Origin of the sequence: Vibrio sp. HENC-03 (assembly GCF_000305755.2) — a bacterium.
Taxonomy (GTDB): domain Bacteria; phylum Pseudomonadota; class Gammaproteobacteria; order Enterobacterales; family Vibrionaceae; genus Vibrio; species Vibrio owensii.
Genome location: NZ_JH976125.1, coordinates 217232 through 236306, shown reverse-complemented (window position 1 = coordinate 236306; position 19075 = coordinate 217232). Strand labels below are relative to the sequence as shown.

The following is a 19075-nucleotide window of genomic DNA, read 5'->3' as shown; positions in this document are numbered from 1 at the left end:
ACTAAGCGGACAAAATACGCATGCAGTTGGTTGAACCTACTACATCCATCACATCACCTTGAGTGAAGATCACCAAGTCTCCTTCATCCAGTAACCCTTGCTCTTTCAATGTCACGATCGCAGCATGAGCCGTCGTTAATCCAGCACCACCTTTGGAGTCAAAGAATACGGGAGTAACACCACGGTATAGTGCTGCACGGTTTAGCGTTGATTCATTACGCGACAGTGCGAAAATAGGCAAACCAGAGCTTAAGCGAGACATCATCAAAGCGGTTCGGCCGGATTCGGTCAGAGAAACCATCGCTTTCACGCCCTCCATATGGTTGGCTGCATACATGGTCGACATCGCTATGGTCTCTTCAGCGGTTGCGAAGGTGCGGTCCAATCGGTAAGTCGACAGGCTTGCTTCCGACATCTTCTCTGCACCTATACACACTTCCGCCATGGACTTCACGGTTTCCACTGGGTATAGACCCGCAGCAGTTTCACCGGAGAGCATCACTGCATCCGTGCCGTCTAGGACAGCGTTTGCTACGTCCATGACTTCCGCACGAGTTGGCATTGGCGCAGCCATCATCGATTCCATCATTTGGGTCGCAGTAATCACGATACGGTTTAAGCTGCGAGCACGGCGAATCAGCTTCTTCTGTACACCGATAAGCTCTGGGTCACCAATTTCTACACCCAAGTCGCCACGAGCAACCATAACAACGTCAGACGCTAAGATGATGTCATCAATGGATTCTGTGGTAGCGACGGTTTCAGCACGCTCCACTTTTGCCACGAGTTTCGCTTCAAGACCTGCGTCTCGCGCCAAACGACGAGCGTAATGCATATCTTCGCCATTGCGAGGGAATGAGATAGCGAGGTAATCGACTTTGATTTTGGCAGCGGTGAGGATGTCTGCTTTGTCTTTTTCAGTAAGTGCATCCGCAGATAGGCCGCCGCCTTTTTTGTTGATGCCTTTGTTGTTGGAAAGAGGGCCACCGACCGTTACTCGGGTGTGGACTTTGTTGCCTTCAACGCTAGTCACTTGCAATTGCACGCGACCATCGTCAAGCAGCAAGATGTCATTAGGAGAGACGTCTTGTGGGAGCTCTTTGTAATCTAAGCCAACGGAGTCTTGATCGCCTTCGCCTTTTGGTAGGTCGCTGTCTAGCGTAAATTTATCGCCGACGTTGAGATGAATTTTGCCGTCTTTGAAGGTGGAAACGCGAATTTTTGGACCTTGTAAGTCACCAAGTATCGCCACTTGGCGACCAAGCTTCGCCGCGATAGCTCTTACTTTTTCTGCACGTTGAACGTGGTCATCGCTGGTACCGTGTGAGAAGTTCATACGAACGACGTTTGCTCCAGCTTTGATTATCTCCTCAAGGACATTGTCTTTATCGGTTGATGGGCCAAGCGTTGTGACAATTTTTGTTCTTCTTAATATGGAAGTCATAGATTCTCCGAAGAATGCAGGTGTAGGACTAGATAACTCGAATTCTATTCTCGCTAAGTATATGCACAGTATGCGCAGATTGTTCGCATTTAGGTCAAAGTGCTGAAAAAACATTAAGGCGCAGGCTTTGTTACCTAATTTGATGAATAAAATAAGTTATTTTTCAAACAATTTAACAGGAGTAGATTTCTGGTTATTTGATTGAATACACAAACAAACATGTTTATACGTGATGCTTGTCACGGGGATTTATCAATTCACTTCACAATTACTTCGCAAAGTAAAAAAATTATCCCGTTATAGAATTTCGGAGTGCAAGATGTACATGGCTCAACCGGGCCATATTGATCATATCAAACAGGTCAATGCTGGTCGTGTATACAAACTAATTGACCTGAAGGGTCCAATATCTCGAATCGATTTGTCCAAGCAAAGTGAGCTTGCGCCTGCGAGTATCACTAAGATCACTCGAGAGTTGATTGAAGCCCATCTGATTCATGAAACTACTGTTCAGGAAGCGACGAGCCGTGGCCGTCCTGCAGTGGGTTTACAGGTCAATAATGAAGGTTGGCAATTCTTGTCGATGCGCTTAGGGCGAGGTTACTTGACCATCGCACTGCACGAGCTTGGCGGTGATGTTCTTATCGATACCAAAATCGATATCCATGAACGCGACCAAGACGACGTGCTTGAACGCTTACTCTACGAAATTGATGAATTCTTCCAAACCTACGCTGATCAACTCGATCGTGTCACCAGTATTGCGATTACTTTGCCTGGCCTAGTGAACTCAGAGCAGGGCATCGTATTGCAAATGCCGCATTACAATGTTGAGAACTTGGCGTTAGGCCCAGAAATCTACAAAGCAACGGGCTTACCTGTCTTTATTGCCAACGATACGCGTGCTTGGGCACTGGCAGAAAAGCTGTTCGGACATTCTCAAGAGAACGATAACTCGGTACTTATCTCCATCCACCACGGTTTAGGTGCGGGTATCATCTTAGATGGTCGCGTGCTGCAAGGTCGTCACGGTAACATCGGCGAACTTGGCCATATCCAAATCGATCCAAACGGAAAGCGCTGTCATTGTGGCAACATTGGTTGTCTTGAAACGGTGGCGAGTTCGCAGGCAATCCGCGAAGAGGTGGTTACTCGTATTGCTAACGGTGAAGCTTCTATTCTTGCTGAGCACGAAGAAATGAGCATCGAGAGCATCTGTGAAGCGGCGGCGAATGGTGATCCTCTTGCGGTTGATGTGATTGAGAAACTGGGTCGCTATTTAGGCTCTGCGATTGCGATTGTGATTAACCTATTCAACCCAGAGAAAATCTTGATTGGTGGGGTAATCAACCAAGCGAAAGATGTGCTTTATCCTGCGATTCGTCGTTGTATCGAAGAGCAAAGTTTACCTGTTTATCATCAAGACCTTGAGCTGGTGGAATCTCGTTTTTATAAGCAAGCGACGATGCCGGGCGCTGCGCTAGTGAAGCAGGCGCTATACGATGGACAACTGTTGATGAAGGTGATTGAAGGTTAATCTTTCCTGCATCAACTCAACTTGAAGAAAAGGGTGAACGTTACAGTTCGCCCTTTTTTGATCTTCTCAGTGCCGAAAACGCCAATCTGGGCGCTGTTTCATTGCTATATCTATAGCATTAATGTAATTTTCGTAAGTAATGTAGAGCACTCATACAAAAGGTTTACTTTGTTGTTTCAACACGGTTTTCTGTAAAGAGTGATAGGTTGTCGTTCAAAGTTAGGTAGTGGTATGTCCGGAGTGTTAAATACGGTTGATCAGCGTACGAATCTAGTAGGTGAAAACCGACTGGAGCTTTTGCTGTTCACGCTGAATAGTCGCCAATTGTTTGCGATTAACGTTTTTAAAGTGAAAGAGGTGATTAAGTTGCCTCCACTGACTAAACTCCCGGGCTCTCATTACAACATCCGTGGTGTAGCGTCTTTGCGCGGCGAAGCCGTGCCTGTGATTGATCTGCGTTGCTCGATTGGTTTCCCACCACTGCGTGGCGAAGCAGAAGAAGAAAATTTGATCATCACCGAATACAACCGCTCTATTCAGGGTTTTCTTGTCGGGCCCGTGCGCAATATCATTAATACCGCTTGGACAGAGATTCAGCCGCCGCCATCGACATCTGGCCGCTCTAACTACCTAACAGCAATCACGCAAGTGAAGGACGGTGATTCATCACAAATCGTTGAAATCATTGATGTAGAGAAAGTGTTGGCAGAAATCGTCCATTACGACGTCACCATTTCTGATGGCATTTTAGATCAAGAGCTAGCGCAAGCCATGATTGGTCGTAATGTTCTGATTGTTGATGATTCTTCAACGGCCCGTAATCAGGTGAAAGACACCTTGTCTCAGCTTGGTTTGAACATCATTGAATGCCGCGATGGTCTAGAAGCATTAACGGTCCTTAAACGTTGGTGTGATGAAGGTAAAGACGTCGAGAAAGAACTGCTGATGATGATCACGGATGCAGAGATGCCCGAAATGGACGGTTATAGGCTGACGCATGAAGTGCGCTCTGATCCTCGAATGTCCAAACTGTTCATTACGCTGAACACCTCCTTAAGTGGTAGTTTCAACGAGGCCATGGTGCAGAAAGTGGGCTGCGACCGCTTTATTTCTAAGTTCCAACCGGACCTTCTCGTCGAAGTTTCACAAGATAGAATGCGTCAAGTTTTATATACGGGTGTTAATTAATCGGCGAAGAATTAATCCATAAGGGTAGGTGATTAATTGAACTGCGATTGCTATACTATTTTACATATTTCTGACAATGAAATATGTAGGTATATCACGTCACTTTTCACCTATTAACCTAGGGTACTTCCGTTTAATGATATGGCTAACATCTAAAGTCATTATGACTTTATCCTTGTTACTGTATAGGAAATACAAGAGTAAGCGTACGGAAACGATGGCTGAGGATTAATTCAGCAGAATCGAAAAAGGGAGGGTTTACCTCCCTTTACTTTTTTCGGCGAAATGTGTTTTCCAGCCCCCAAAATATGATGATTTAATGGAAGTCGCGCGACTTACTTTTTAGCTCAGCAAGGTTGTGTGTACAATCGATGAGCTTCCCTGCAATTATATGTGTCACTTCTCCTTCTCTTTCTAAAATCCCTTTGACCATCAAGACTTTTGATGTGAGATACGCTTGCTTTTGAGCGCGGGCGGTTGCTCGCCAGACCACCACATTAATATTGCCCGTATCGTCTTCTAAAGTGAAAAAAGTCACACCTGCTGCGGTGCCTGGAGATTGCCTACCTGTTACGACACCAACGACCGTCACTAAAGATTTGTGCTCCTTTTCAACTAACTGCTTCATCCGAGTAAAGCGCGGTAACTTACCGGCTTCTTCTAGCAAGGTTATCGGGTGGCGACTCAGTGACAACCCGGTACTGGCGTAATCTTCAATCAAGTTCTCGTATTCCGATGGTTGAGCTTGGTAATTCGCCATTGGTTCTTCCATGTGGTTGAACAAGGGCAAATCTGATAACGAATCCATCGCAGCCCATCGAGCGTTATAGCGATTGCCTGAAAGGATCTGAAACGCATTGGCAGAAGCGAGCAGTTCAATATCACGGCGGTTTCTTAAGATCTGCTTCACCTCTTGAATAGTACGATAGCCATTGTTTGGTCGGCGTTCGATCAGCCGAGAAGCGCTTTCTTGATTAAAGCCCTTTACTAAACGAAAGCCCAGTTGTACCCCAAGACGGCCATTAGGACGTTGGACCAAATGATGCTGATACGACGAGTGGTTGATACAAACAGGCAGCACTTCGACACCGTGTCGGCGCGCATCTTGAATCAATTGCGAAGGGCTATAAAACCCCATTGGCTGACTATTGAGTAGGGCAGTATAGAACTCAGCAGGATAGTAAAACTTCAACCATGCAGAACAGTAAGCCAATACTGCGAAAGAGGCTGAGTGGCTTTCTGGAAAACCGTATTCGCCAAAACCGCAGATTTGATCGAAGATTCGCTCCGCAAATTCTAAGTCATAACCACGCTCACGCATCCCGTCGATCAACTTAGGTTTGAACTTGGCAAGATCGCCGTTCTTCTTCCATGCTGCCATTGCACGGCGCAGTTGATCGGCTTCACCACCACTGAACCCTGCGGCGACCATCGCGAGTTTGATCACTTGCTCTTGGAAAATCGGCACGCCCATAGTGCGCTCTAGTACGCTTTTCACTTCTTCCGATGGATAGCTGATCGGTTCTTCACCATTTCGTCGTTTTAGAAACGGATGGACCATATCACCTTGAATTGGGCCCGGGCGAACAATAGCAATCTGTACGACTAAGTCGTAGTAACGTGCAGGCTTTAAGCGTGGCAACATGCTCATCTGCGCGCGAGACTCAATTTGGAATACGCCAACGGTATCGGCTTTTTGGATCATGCGGTATACGTGCGGATCGTCTTGCAGGCGCGTGATCTCAGCAATCGACAGGGATCGCTGGTGGTGCTTCTCGACCAATTGAAAGCATTTACGGATCGCGTTCAACATGCCGAGTGCAAGTACATCGACTTTCAACAGCTTTAAGCTTTCTAAATCATCTTTATCCCATTGAATAATCGTGCGATCTTCCATCGAAGCATTCTCGACAGGCACCAGTTCATACAAAGGGCCAGATGAAATCACAAAGCCGCCTACATGCTGAGATAAATGGCGCGGGAATCCGATGATCTCGTTCACCAACTGGATAAACTGCTGCCCTTTTAACGACTCTGGTTGTAACCCCAATTCGATGATTTGCGCTTGCCAACCTTGGCTACGATCACGGCGATTGACGTTTTTGATGAAGAAGTCTAGCTGAGTTTCTTCAATCCCCAACGCTTTGCCCACTTCACGCACGGCACTTTTAAAGCGATAGCTGATCACGGTGGCTGCCAAAGCGGCACGCTCGCGGCCATACTTTTTGTAAATATATTGAATCACTTCCTCACGGCGCTCGTGTTCAAAGTCGACATCAATGTCTGGCGGCTCTTTTCGCTCTCGACTAATAAAGCGTTCGAATAGAACCGAGATTTGCCTAGGATCGACAGCGGTGATTTCTAAGCAGTAACACACTACCGAGTTTGCCGCAGAGCCTCGTCCTTGATAGAGAATGCCTTGCTGCTTAGCGAACATTACAATGTCGTGAATGGTCAGAAAGTAATAATGATATTCCAGCTCTTCAATGAGGGTTAATTCATTCTCGATGGTCTGATGAATGTCTGTGGGTACGCCTTCAGGGAAGCGCAGTTTCTTACCACGCTCGACCAACAGACGCAGATAAGAGGTTGGAGTGTGACCGTCAGGGATGAGCTCTGTCGGGTATTCGTATTTCAAATCTGAGAGGTTGAATTCGCACAAGCTCGCAATATGGGTGCTTTCTGCCAACCATTCGGGTCTGTAAATTCGAGACAGTTTGTTCAATGGACGCAATGCTCGTTCGGCATTGGATAAACGACCAAAGCCGAGCTTATCAACGCTACAACCGTGTTTTACTGCTGTCAGGACATGTTGTAACGGTAAGCGTTCAACAGCATGCATCAAAACGCCACCACAAGCGGTAATCGGCAGTTGGAACTCGTTTGCTAATAATTCACAGTGTGTGGTGTAAGCATCGTCATCACCACCTAAATGACGCTGAATCGCGACCCATAAGCGATGAGCGTGATGCTGCTGGAGCCAGCGCCCCCAATAATGGTCATTCTCTTGATGAGTCGGGAGCCACAACACAAGGCAGTGACGAATCGACATCAAATCCCACTCCGACAGTTGATAAGTGCCTTTCTCGCTGCGTCGTCTGGCATTGGTGATGATACGGCACAGCTCAGCGTAAGCTTTACGGCAAGGGCAAAGCAGCACGACTTGGCACTCGCCATTGAGCCAAAACATGCTGCCGACGATTTGTTTGATGTCGAGTTTGTGTTGCTCGATGGTCGCATGAGCTTTTACTACGCCTGCAACTGAGCACTCATCGGTGATCGCAATGGCTTGATAGCGATAAAATGCCGCCTGCAGCACCAACTCTTCTGCATGAGAAGCGCCAGTGAGAAAGGAGAAGTTGGACTGACAAAACAGTTCTGCGTAACTCATAACGACCTAACAAAAATAACTGTCGATTTAACAAAAATAGCCATGGAGAAACCAGCGCTTGTGCTGATCGCGAAACACCCATAACCAGCGACCTTGCTTGGTGTGCGCAATGTAGTAATCACGCATGATCTCGTCACCATCCCACCATCCAGAGACAATCCGCTCAGGTCCATGCACTAGAGATACTTGCTCTTGTAGCGCGATAGGGGCGGGTAATTGCATCGCTGGGCGCAGCAGTGCAGGGATGGTGTTAATCGGCACATCCGGCTCATCGGCTTGGCGATATTGACTGGCCTTCTCTGGCCTTGGATCGCAGGCTATATTAGGTTTGAGTACCGCGCTTTTGCCCAACTTAGCTTGCAGCAGAGAGAGCAACTCTAACGCGTTCATTTGCCCTTTTTGCCCAGCAAAGAAATCGCGTGCAGAGCTTAAAGGTTCACCTTGACGCTCTACTTTTAACGTCAGGCCAATAACAGGACCGTTTAACGTGACGGATTCCAAACTCAAACTCGCCAATTGTTGCCAGCGTTGGCACAAGTAATCGCCTTGCGCGGATGTGAGTTGAAGGTGCTGTGCTTGTTTGTCCCGCTGATGCAGGGTTAAACACAGCTCAAACGCGACTTTATCGCGCAGCTTGAGAAAGGTTTCGAGTTGACGAAGCAATTTAGCCAGTGGCTTCTCCACCCATTGGACGTTTTCAATCTCAAATAACAGTTCCAAATAGACTTGGAAGGATTCGGTTGGGTGATAAAAGTCGACAGGATGTTTAAATTGCCCTGTCAGGCGACCAACATAGTTCACCAAATCAATGTCGAATCGACGCGCGATGTCTTGCAGTGGCAGTTCAAGTAACCCTTGCAGTGTGGTGACACCTACACGTTGTAGCTTCTCTACGGTGGTGCTTGATAAATCCGTTAATGTGAGCGGCAGCGGTGATAAGGCTTGTTGCATGACAGACCTATCTTCACTGATGAAGTTCGCTCCTGCTAATGCCATCAATTTGGCCGAAAAAGGCGAAAAGCCACACCCGAATTGAAAACTCAGTTTCAGCTCCGATAAATGAGCGCTGACTTTAGTCCAATAGTTTTGTAGCCCTTCATACAGATTAAGCATTGGGGTTGCGCGTAACAGAATACCTTGGCTTGGCATCAAGACGACATCAGACGTAATCAAATACAGCCATTGAGCAATTTCTTGTAACTTGCTCAGTTCGGTTTGCGGATGATAAGGATGCACTTGCAAATCTCGGCACAAAGAAGCCGCGCTACCCAAGCCCATATTTGGCTTAATGCCTTGTTGCTCGGCAATCTCGTTGTATTGAATGATCCGACAACGTTGGCTTTCTACAATCACCACGGGCTGCTCTTGGTTATCACCAAAGAGTGCATCTAACTGTAGACGAGGGAAGTGCAAGTATATCCACAAAGCCATGTCACTAACCTTGGTTCGCCAATGGGAAATTGACCACTGTGGATGGAATACGAGTTGTGCTTGGCATCACCAGTTGCGGATAGTGGTGCTGGAAGTTGATATCGACGCTACCTTTGCTCCAACCGCCTTTTCGTTTGAGAACTTCTACACTTACACCTTGCTCATGACCTTGTAGCTTCAGGCTCAATGAAACTGGCAAAGACAAGCGATTTGTCATGTTAGGTTTGAGCATAAACAGAGGGCAAGAGCCTTGCTCACTCGCCACTTGCAGACGTTTTACCTGATGGATCTCTAGCTCATCTTGCCATAACAAAACGTTGGTACACACGCCGCTCTTGAGGCATTGCTCTGCTGCCCACAGCGCATCGCGTTGATGTTCAGGCGTGATTACCCATACTTGGTTGATGTCCAAGCCAATGCTGTGTAGGAACAATGAATTCATCAACGCTGGTGGTTGAATGAATGCCGTCACCCCTCTCGAAAGAGACGCTTCTAAATAAGGCGCAAGCAAGCGCAGTTCGCCAATGCTGCCAACAGATTCCATTTCCACCACGCCATGAGGAGGAAAGCCGCCGCCAAGCAGGGCGTCGAGTTCAGGGAAACCTGAGCTATTAAGGAACTGATGCTCGTCCGCTTTGGTCAAATTTGCTTGCCAAACAAGGTGTTGGCTTTTTAAGTGTTGGATGATGTCTTGCATAAATAAATACCTGTATATATGTACAGTATATTTCTGTGATGGAAAGTCGCAAGATTTTTATAGGCAGAAATACGAAAAAAGGCAGCGTTTGCTGCCTTTTCAATCGATTATGTGAGGTGACCTGAAGAGGTTACTTACGCTTTGGTTGAGCGTCGATGCACTGACCGTTTACATCTGTAACCGCTGGGTCCATCAAGTGAAGGTAAAGCGGCATGATATCCAGTGGTGTTTTTAGTGTGTTTGCATCTTCACCTGGATAAGCTTTTTCACGCATTCGAGTACGAGTTGCACCTGGGTTAATCGCGTTAACACGCATTGGTGTATCGCTAAGTTCATCTGCCAATACTTGCATCATACCTTCTACAGCAAATTTGGAGATGGCGTACGAACCCCAGAAAGCGCGGCCTGAATGGCCCACCGTTGAAGACGTAAAGATAATACGACCTGCGTCTGAATTACGCATAATAGGCAGTAGCGCTTGAGTCATTAGAACTTCTGCTTTCACGTTAATCTGCATGATGTCGTCGAAGTCTTCTTCATTGATTTGCTCAAACGGGCACAGCGTGCTTAAAACGCCAGCGTTGTGTAGCAGACCATCCAAACGACCAAACTGACCTTCGATGGTTTCTGCCATATCGATGTAGTGCTGCTTAGTTGCGCCTTTCAGATCAAGTGGAATGATCGCGGGTTGAGGGTAACCTGCAGATTCGATTTCATCATAAATGGATTCAAGGTTTTGAACGTTTCGACCAAGTAGAATCACAGTCGCACCGTGCTGAGCGTAAGAAAGTGCCGCTTGGCGACCGATACCATTGCCTGCACCAGTGACAAGAATGACTTTACCTTTTAGGGCATCTGCTGAAACGGAGTAGTTCACGGTAGTTAATCCTTATTATTGTATCTAATTCCGACGAACAGACGCCATCTTAGTGTAGAAATGCGCCTGTTTCTCAATGGAAAATCTTGGTAATCGTGACAAGTTGGTTACAATACACCAATTCATGTGTTATACCAATTCCAGAACGGTTGTCCGGTATGTTATTTGAACGCCATCAATCAGAACAAGAGGTTACCGATTTTCTTGCCTTCTCTCTGATTTTTCTACGTAACATATTGATGACTATTACTGGTATGAGATAGAGGAACTCTCATTGGAATTTTTATTAGATTACGGTCTGTTTTTAGCCAAGATTGTCACCGTTGTTGCGGCAGTAGTTGTGCTGCTGATTATTGCAAAATCAGCGGGTGGTAAATCTGGTGCTGCGAAGGGCGAATTGGAAGTCACTAATCTTTCTGAACGTCACAAAGATGCAATCGAACAATTAGAGCATCACCTACACGATGACGCTTTCATCAAAGCTCGTGATAAAGCGGCTAAGAAGGAAGAAAAAGAAAAGAACAAATCTCGCGAGAAAGAAATCAAACAAGCGAGCAAAGAAGGTTCTCTTGATAGTAAGCGCGAACCGCATCTTTTCGTGTTGGACTTCAATGGCAGCATTGATGCAAAAGAAGTGGGTTCGCTACGCGAAGAGATCACTGCGGTATTAGCAGTAGCTCGTGAAGGCGATGAAGTGCTACTTCGTCTAGAGTCTGGTGGCGGCATGGTTCATGGCTATGGCTTAGCATCTTCTCAACTTGACCGAATCAAAGCAGCTGGTTTACCTCTGACGATTTCTGTCGACAAAGTGGCTGCAAGTGGCGGCTACATGATGGCATGTGTGGCAGACAAGATTGTTTCAGCTCCGTTTGCAATTGTCGGTTCTATCGGCGTTATCGCGCAGATCCCTAACTTCAACAAACTGTTGAAAAAGCACGATATCGAATATGAGCAGCTAACAGCAGGTGAGTACAAACGCACACTAACGATGTTTGGTGAGAACACCGACAAAGCGCGCGATAAGTTCAAACAAGAACTTGAAGAAACACACGTACTGTTCAAAGACTTCATCAGTGAACGCCGCCCAGCACTAGAACTTGAGAAAGTCGCAACAGGTGAGCACTGGTTTGGTACGCAAGCGAAAGAGCTAGGACTGGTAGATGAAATCAGCACTTCCGACGATCTAGTTGTCGCAGCATGCAAAGAGAAAACCGTACTAGCAGTGCACTACGTGCAAAAGAAAAAACTGGCAGACAAGCTTGCCGGTGTTGCAAGTAAAGTGGCTGATAGTGTCGTACTTAAACTTGCAGAACGTGGTCAAAAGCCAATTGTGTAATGCTTAAGAAATAACAACAAAAAAACCAACTGTTTAGTTGGTTTTTTTGTTTCAGCGGTGGGTTATTAGTTCAGCTCTAACCGTTATTGTTTCAGTTCTAACTGATAGAAGCTTGCTTGAGCATAATCACCCGCTTCCATGCCGCGCCATTCACAGTCTGAACTGCTTTTCTTCGTATTACATTGGTTGTAAGCACCGGCTTTGTAATACATCCAATCGTTACCATAGCCTTGGTCTACTTCATGACCTTGGTATTTGCCTTCTGCTAAATTCACATCAAATGTCTTAGTGACTTCATTTTTCTCACCTGGGTTCTTAGTGAAAGTCAGGTGCATGATGTTACCTTCTACGTTGACGCTGTATGAGAAGATTTCACCCAGTTTGATGCCGTCTTGTGGGTCTGCGTCGCCTTTACGTAAGTTGTATTGTCCGAATACGTTGTGGCGGATGTCTTGGCGAAGCTTCTTACCATTTTCATCTTTCGCGTCTTGAAGTTCTTTGGTTGGGTTTAACTCGTAGTTCCATGAAAGAGAGCCGTATTCATGTTCAGGCAGTTTGCGGTAAGAAATCTTTAAAGGCTCATTGTCAGAGCCATGAATTTGGCCAATCACGACAGCGAATGCGCCATTCTTTTTGTAGTTGCCACTTGTACTGACTTGGTCAACAGACAGGGTCGCGTTTAGCTCGCCACCAATTGCACCATACTCAGCAGCATTTGGGTGAGAAGCGACGACAAAGTTGTTTTTTGGCTCACCGTAGTGTGTTGCCAGCATGGCACGAAGTTCACTACGAGTGTTCTTACTATTAGGAGTGGTCGGTGCTTCATTTGGTGCAACAAAAACCACGGCGCCTGTTTCTTTGTTGGTATAGAACCACTCAGAGTGAACATAAGGGGTTTCTGTATTGCCCAACTCATCTTTGGCTATTTCTAATGCTTTACCTTTGCGTTCACCTTCTTTAGTCAGTTCAGGCAAGGTAATTTTCCAATTCGTCATATCAAAGTTTTGAGCTGGAGCCTTTGTCGGATCTAGCTGATATTTGCTCGCTAATTCATTAGACGAAGTTGCAGCCATAGCAGACGCAGAGGCAATGCTGGCAGCAAGAAAAGTAAGCGCTAATTTCTTCATATTGTGTTCTCAATTTTTATAGGGTCGTCGATAAGATGATTTAATATACAATAATATTGTATTACTAATGTGTGATCGGGTCGGAAAAATGAAACTTAGAGAAAATTTGTCATTTAGTATTGCGCTTTAAAGAGAAAGAATCAGAACAGAGAAAACGGCAAATTCTGAACCGGGGAGAGGGCAAAGAAATGGTATCCTGAGACTATTAGGTATATACTCCCGCACCGTAAAATTAAGAATGAAATGAATTTGGGTGGAAGTACCGAAATTCGCACATCAACGTGGAGAAAAACATGTCCTCTCAAACTCCGGTTGTTACCGTAGATGGACCTAGTGGTGCAGGTAAAGGCACTTTATGTATGTTGCTAGCGAAGAAGTTAGGCTTTCAACTTCTTGATTCTGGCGCCATTTACCGTGTTCTTGCACTCGCAGCGATTCACCACGGCGTAGACACTGAGTCAGAAGATGCGCTTGTTCCACTGGCTACTCACCTAGACGTTCAGTTTGTTGCTGAAGGTGACCTAGTAAAAGTGATTCTAGAAGGCGAAGATGTCTCTGGTGAACTTCGTAAAGAAGAGACGGGGATGGCAGCGTCTAAAGTGGCTGCACTGCCACGCGTTCGTGAAGCATTATTGCGTCGTCAGCGCGCATTTGAGACCGCTCCGGGTCTGGTTGCTGATGGTCGTGACATGGGTACGGTTGTATTCCAAAATGCACAAGCGAAAATTTTCCTTGATGCGAGCGCAGAAGAGCGTGCAAATCGACGCCTTAAACAGTTGCAAGATAAAGGGTTAGATGTTAGATTTGCTGACCTTTTGAGCGAGATCCAAGAGCGTGACGACCGAGATCGTAACCGCCCAGTGGCGCCACTACGCCCTGCAGAGGATGCGCTTGTGCTAGATTCTACGTCGATGACTATCGACGAAGTAGTAGAAAAGGCACTACAATATATCGAATCGAAGCTAGCTGAGTAATTACGCTCGGCTAGGCTAAGAGCGTTGGTCGCAAGGATGATGACTGGCGAATTTAATAACCCCATGCGGTAGGATACCCGTGGACGTTTAATTTATTGAAGATTAAATAAATGACTGAATCTTTTGCTCAACTCTTTGAAGAGTTTCTAAACGAAACAGAATTCCAACAAGGCAGCATCGTTAAAGGTACTGTAGTAGCTATCGAGAACGGTTTCGTTCTTGTTGACGCTGGTCTTAAGTCTGAATCTGCTATCCCTGCTGAACAGTTCAAGAACGCTGCTGGCGAACTTGAAGTTGAAGTTGGCGCTGAAGTAGACGTAGCTCTAGACGCTGTTGAAGATGGTTTCGGTGAAACTCAACTTTCTCGTGAGAAAGCTAAGCGTCACGAAGCTTGGATCGTTCTTGAGAAAGCTTACGAAGAAGCTGAAACTGTTGTTGGTATCATCAACGGTAAAGTTAAAGGCGGTTTCACTGTTGAACTAAACGGTATCCGTGCTTTCCTTCCTGGCTCTCTAGTAGACGTACGTCCAATCCGCGACACTGCTCACCTAGAAAACAAAGAGCTAGAGTTCAAAGTTATCAAACTTGACCAAAAACGTAACAACGTAGTTGTTTCACGTCGCGCAGTTATCGAATCTGAGAACAGCGTTGAGCGTGACGAGCTTCTAGAAACTCTACAAGAAGGTTCTGAAGTTAAAGGTATCGTTAAGAACCTTACTGACTACGGTGCGTTCGTTGACCTAGGTGGCGTTGACGGTCTTCTACATATCACTGATATGGCTTGGAAGCGCGTTAAGCACCCATCTGAAATCGTTAACGTTGGTGACGAGATCCAAGTTAAAGTTCTTAAGTTCGACCGTGAGCGTACTCGCGTATCACTAGGTCTTAAGCAACTAGGCGAAGATCCATGGGTAGCAATCGCTAAGCGTTACCCAGAAGGTCACAAACTAACTGGTCGCGTAACTAACCTAACTGACTACGGCTGCTTCGTTGAAATCGAAGAAGGCGTTGAAGGTCTAGTACACGTTTCAGAAATGGATTGGACTAACAAGAACATCCACCCATCTAAAGTTGTTAATGTTGGCGACGAAGTTGAGGTTATGGTTCTTGAGATCGACGAAGAGCGTCGTCGTATTTCTCTAGGTCTGAAACAGTGTAAAGCTAACCCATGGCAGTCATTCGCTGAAGCACAAGCTAAAGGCGACAAAGTTACTGGTAAGATCAAGTCTATCACTGACTTCGGTATCTTCATCGGTCTAGAAGGCGGCATCGACGGTCTAGTTCACCTATCTGACATTTCTTGGAATGTTGCTGGCGAAGAAGCTGTACGTGAGTACAAGAAAGGCGACGAGATCTCTGCAGTTGTTCTAGCAGTAGACGCTGAGCGTGAGCGCATTTCTCTAGGCGTTAAGCAAATGGAAAATGACCCATTCAATGCTTACGTTGCTGACAACAAGAAAGGTGTTCTAGTTAACGCTACTGTAACTGCTGTTGACGCTAAAGGCGCTACAGTTGAAATCGCAGAAGGCGTTGAAGGTTACATCCGTGCTTCTGAAGTATCACGCGATCGCGTAGAAGATGCTTCTCTAATCCTAAGCGCTGGTGATGTTGTTGAAGCTAAGTTCACAGGTGTAGACCGTAAGAACCGCGTAATCAACCTATCTATCAAAGCTAAAGATGAAGCTGAAGAGCAAGAAGCAATGGCATCTATCAACAAGCAAGACGAAGCTGCTTTTGGTAATGCAATGGCTGACGCTTTCAAAGCTGCTAAAGGCGAATAATTTACTCGCTTAAGCTAAAAAGGAGCCGCAAGGCTCCTTTTTTATGCTTGCTACTTTCCGAGTAGTAATACTAATGTTGATAAACTATGCTAAAAAAAGACATTTTTTGATTGCGCATTTTGTGTAAAATTTGTCTAGAATTGATAGCAAGTGTTTGTTGGAATTAGTATTACTTACTATAATGAGTGATAAAGATACTCAAAGAGGGCAACTATGACTAAGTCTGAACTGATTGAAAGACTCTGCGCTGAGCAAACACATTTATCAGCGAAAGAGGTAGAAGATGCTGTAAAAGATATTTTAGAGCACATGGCCTCTACACTAGAGAGCGGTGATCGTATCGAGATCCGTGGCTTTGGTAGTTTTTCTCTTCATTACCGCGAACCTCGCGTAGGTCGTAACCCTAAAACGGGTGATAAAGTGGAGTTGGAAGGTAAATACGTTCCTCACTTCAAACCAGGTAAAGAGCTTCGTGAGCGTGTAAATATCGATAGCTAAGGCTCTCTTATTAGTTTGAAAAAGCGGCATACTCTCGTGTATGCCGCTTTTTTATAACTAGATTATTGGTAATATACATGGTCTGAAGAAACATTTTACTGCATAATCTTACCTACTTACTCCTCGAAGGGTGATGTAACATGAAAATTATAAAAATCATTGCTGTTTTAGCTCTCTTTTTAATTGCACTGGCTTTAGGTTCTCAAAACCAAGAGATCGTAACCTTTAATTATCTTCTGGCGAAAGGCGAGTTCCATCTATCAACGCTATTGGGTGTGGTATTCGTGGTTGGCTTTGGTCTAGCATGGATTATCTTTGCTAGCATCCAATTTAAGACTCAACTTCAAGTTCGTCGTCTGAAAAAGAAACTTAAAAAGTATGAGCCCGCTGAAGCAGAGAAACCTGCAAAACCAGCAGTAGAAAAACAGGCATAAGGATAAGGCTTAACTTTAATGCTTGAACTACTCTTCTTGTTATTGCCGATAGCCGCCGCTTATGGCTGGTACATGGGCCATCGCAGCGCTCAGCAAGACAAGCAGAAGCAATCTCATCAAATATCCCGTCAGTATGTGACGGGTCTTAACCTGCTCTTATCTGATCAGTCAGATAAGGCGGTTGACCACTTTATTGAATTGCTCCAAGTTGACAACGAAACGATAGATACACACCTAGCGTTGGGTAATCTTTTCCGTTCTCGTGGTGAAGTCGACCGTGCAATTCGTATCCACCAAAACCTCATCTCCCGTTCTGGGCTCACTCTAGATCAGAAAAACTTAGCGCTTCAACAGCTCGCGAAGGACTACATGGCGTCCGGCTTTTTAGATCGTGCTGAGAAAATCTTTGAGCAATTGGTGGAAGAGCCCGATCACCGTGAAAGTGCACTTCAGCAACTTGTCACCATCTACCAGCAAACGCGTGAGTGGGAAAAAGCCATTCATTACGCAAACCAACTGGCTAAGATGGGTAAGAAGCGCACTCGTATTCGCGCCAATATTGCACACTTCTGGTGTGAGCTGGCCATGCTTGACCAAGCCGATGGCAATACCAGTAAAGCGATTCAACACTTTAAAAAAGCACTATCAGAAGATCCAAAATGTGTGCGTGCAAGCATTGCGCTTGGTCGTATCTATCTTGAGTCAGAAGACTACAAACACACCATCAAATATCTGACGGGTGTGCTTGAGCAAGATAAAGATTTCATTAGTGATGTTCTACCGACTATTGCAGAGTGTTATCACCACTTAGGCCAAGAAGACGAGCTGGTGGAATTCTTGCGTGCGTGTATCGATAAGAAAGCGGGCGTATCGTCTGAATTGATGCTAGCGCAGCTTGTCGCGCATCATGAGAGCGTTGGGGCAGCACAAGAGCTGTTGACCAAGCAACTATTGAAAAACCCAACCATGAAAGGCTTCTACCGTCTTATCGATTACCATATTGCTGAAGCAGAGGATGGCCGTGCGAAAGACAGCTTGTCGACGCTACAAGCGATGGTTGGTGAACAGTTAAAAGTTAAACCGCATTACCGATGCAGGAAATGTGGTTTCTCCACCCATTCTCTTTACTGGCATTGTCCATCGTGTAAAGGGTGGGGGACGATCAAGCCAATCCGAGGATTGGACGGTGAATAGTTTTAATGCAGCTGGCAGAGTTTCTGTCCGCTGCATTTTTTTGACCTTTATTTAATAAGAACCAAAAACAGTTAGGAGATGAAATGATCGACCAAAAAGTTATTGTCGCACTGGATTATGATAACCAAGCAGATGCGCTTGCGTTTGTAGATAGAATTGATCCTGCGTCATGTCGCCTAAAAGTAGGCAAGGAAATGTTTACGCTATTTGGTCCTGATTTCGTACGTGAGCTTCATCAACGTGGTTTCTCTGTATTTCTAGACCTGAAGTTTCACGATATCCCGAATACGTGTTCAAAAGCAGTTCGCGCTGCGGCTGAACTGGGTGTATGGATGGTGAACGTGCACGCGAGTGGTGGTGAACGCATGATGGCGGCATCACGTGAAATTCTTGAGCCTTACGGTAAAGACCGTCCGTTGCTGATTGGTGTGACGGTATTGACCAGTATGGAGCAAAGTGACCTTGCTGGTATTGGCTTGGACGTTGCGCCTCAAGAGCAAGTGATTCGCCTAGCTACGCTGACTAAAAACTCTGGCCTTGATGGCGTGGTGTGTTCAGCGCAAGAGTCTTCTTTGCTTAAGAGTGAATTAGGTAAAGAGTTCAAGTTAGTGACACCTGGTATTCGCCCTGCAGGTTCTGAACAAGGTGACCAGCGCCGTATCATGACGCCAGTCGATGCAATTCAAGCAGGTTCTGATTACTTAGTGATTGGTCGTCCAATTACTCAAGCAACAGATCCTGCGGCTGTGCTTAAATCTATCAACGACAGCCTAGCGAACATGTAAGACTAGTTTGGGGCTAAAACGAAAGGTGAAGTGGTAAACACTTCGCCTTTTTTATTACCTGTAACACAAACATGCTCAACATAAAGACACTATATCGCTGGGCAATAATGGCTTAGCGGATGGTACTGTTATGATCACACTTCTCTAACATAAATCGCTGTGATAGTCGGAATGTGCAACCATGTGTTATGGATGGGTTGCGTTACAAATGTGTAACGAATACTATGGAGTGGATGCATTCACTGCGTTGTAAGGTCAGGATGACCTAGTGAAACTCTCTGATATTAATACGGAAGTGGGCAGGACTTCACTTTGTATTCGCTCCCTTTATTTTCTTTGCTGTGTATCGCGCGCAGTCATTCTGAGATTCACTTGTTGTCG

Annotated in this window: 15 protein-coding genes; 9 read left to right on the top strand and 6 right to left on the bottom strand. The window is 45.7% G+C overall.

The genetic code is table 11. The features are described from left to right. Position 1: 1 nt before the first annotated feature. A complete protein-coding gene (gene pyk / locus VCHENC03_RS07485) occupies positions 2 to 1444 on the bottom strand; it encodes a pyruvate kinase (RefSeq protein WP_009707016.1) in 1443 nt (480 codons plus the stop codon). A gap of 319 nt (positions 1445 to 1763) precedes the next feature. Between pyk and mlc the strand changes: the two genes are divergently transcribed. After that, the gene (gene mlc, locus VCHENC03_RS07490; RefSeq protein ID WP_009707015.1) at positions 1764 to 2981 is read left to right on the top strand and encodes a sugar metabolism global transcriptional regulator Mlc; all 1218 of its coding nucleotides are present in this window, start codon (positions 1764 to 1766) and stop codon (positions 2979 to 2981) included. Between the two features lie 231 nt (positions 2982 to 3212). Further along, a complete protein-coding gene (locus tag VCHENC03_RS07495) occupies positions 3213 to 4169 on the top strand; it encodes a chemotaxis protein CheV (protein WP_005439567.1) in 957 nt (318 codons plus the stop codon). A gap of 316 nt (positions 4170 to 4485) precedes the next feature. On the opposite strand, the gene VCHENC03_RS07500 is transcribed toward VCHENC03_RS07495, so the two are convergent. The 4 genes from VCHENC03_RS07500 to VCHENC03_RS07515 all read right to left on the bottom strand — a co-directional run bounded on the left by VCHENC03_RS07500 (position 4486) and on the right by VCHENC03_RS07515 (position 10565). Beyond that, positions 4486 to 7560: an error-prone DNA polymerase gene (locus tag VCHENC03_RS07500; protein ID WP_009707014.1), complete on the bottom strand. Its 3075-nt coding sequence runs from the start codon at positions 7558 to 7560 to the stop codon at positions 4486 to 4488. Between the two features lie 27 nt (positions 7561 to 7587). Next, entirely contained in the window at positions 7588 to 8991 is a 1404-nt protein-coding gene (locus tag VCHENC03_RS07505) for a Y-family DNA polymerase (RefSeq protein WP_009707013.1), read from the bottom strand. Between the two features lie 4 nt (positions 8992 to 8995). Next, a complete protein-coding gene (gene imuA, locus VCHENC03_RS07510) occupies positions 8996 to 9688 on the bottom strand; it encodes a translesion DNA synthesis-associated protein ImuA (protein ID WP_009707012.1) in 693 nt (230 codons plus the stop codon). Positions 9689 to 9818: 130 nt separating this feature from the next. Beyond that, complete coding sequence (locus VCHENC03_RS07515; RefSeq protein WP_005439551.1) at positions 9819 to 10565, bottom strand: YciK family oxidoreductase; 747 nt, start codon at positions 10563 to 10565, stop codon at positions 9819 to 9821. Between the two features lie 274 nt (positions 10566 to 10839). Here VCHENC03_RS07515 and sohB point away from each other — a divergent pair, with 274 nt between their 5' ends. After that, positions 10840 to 11901, top strand: a complete 1062-nt coding sequence (gene sohB, locus VCHENC03_RS07520) for a protease SohB (RefSeq protein ID WP_005439550.1) — start codon at positions 10840 to 10842, stop codon at positions 11899 to 11901. An 83-nt stretch (positions 11902 to 11984) separates the two neighbouring features. On the opposite strand, the gene VCHENC03_RS07525 is transcribed toward sohB, so the two are convergent. Then, positions 11985 to 13028, bottom strand: a complete 1044-nt coding sequence (locus VCHENC03_RS07525) for a polysaccharide lyase family 7 protein (RefSeq protein WP_009707010.1) — start codon at positions 13026 to 13028, stop codon at positions 11985 to 11987. A 293-nt stretch (positions 13029 to 13321) separates the two neighbouring features. Here VCHENC03_RS07525 and cmk point away from each other — a divergent pair, with 293 nt between their 5' ends. The 6 genes from cmk (at position 13322) to pyrF (ending at position 18694) form a co-directional block, all read left to right on the top strand. After that, positions 13322 to 14002, top strand: coding sequence for a (d)CMP kinase (cmk, locus tag VCHENC03_RS07530; RefSeq protein WP_005438973.1), 681 nt, complete (start codon positions 13322 to 13324; stop codon positions 14000 to 14002). Between the two features lie 110 nt (positions 14003 to 14112). Next, positions 14113 to 15783, top strand: coding sequence for a 30S ribosomal protein S1 (rpsA, locus tag VCHENC03_RS07535; protein WP_005438969.1), 1671 nt, complete (start codon positions 14113 to 14115; stop codon positions 15781 to 15783). Positions 15784 to 15996: 213 nt separating this feature from the next. Then, positions 15997 to 16281, top strand: coding sequence for an integration host factor subunit beta (gene ihfB, locus VCHENC03_RS07540; RefSeq protein ID WP_005438967.1), 285 nt, complete (start codon positions 15997 to 15999; stop codon positions 16279 to 16281). Between the two features lie 140 nt (positions 16282 to 16421). Next, positions 16422 to 16715, top strand: coding sequence for a lipopolysaccharide assembly protein LapA domain-containing protein (locus VCHENC03_RS07545; protein WP_009707009.1), 294 nt, complete (start codon positions 16422 to 16424; stop codon positions 16713 to 16715). 18 nt (positions 16716 to 16733) lie between these two features. Next, entirely contained in the window at positions 16734 to 17909 is a 1176-nt protein-coding gene (gene lapB, locus VCHENC03_RS07550) for a lipopolysaccharide assembly protein LapB (RefSeq protein WP_005438965.1), read from the top strand. An 83-nt stretch (positions 17910 to 17992) separates the two neighbouring features. After that, positions 17993 to 18694, top strand: a complete 702-nt coding sequence (gene pyrF, locus VCHENC03_RS07555; RefSeq protein WP_009707008.1) for an orotidine-5'-phosphate decarboxylase — start codon at positions 17993 to 17995, stop codon at positions 18692 to 18694. Positions 18695 to 19075 lie beyond the last annotated feature (381 nt).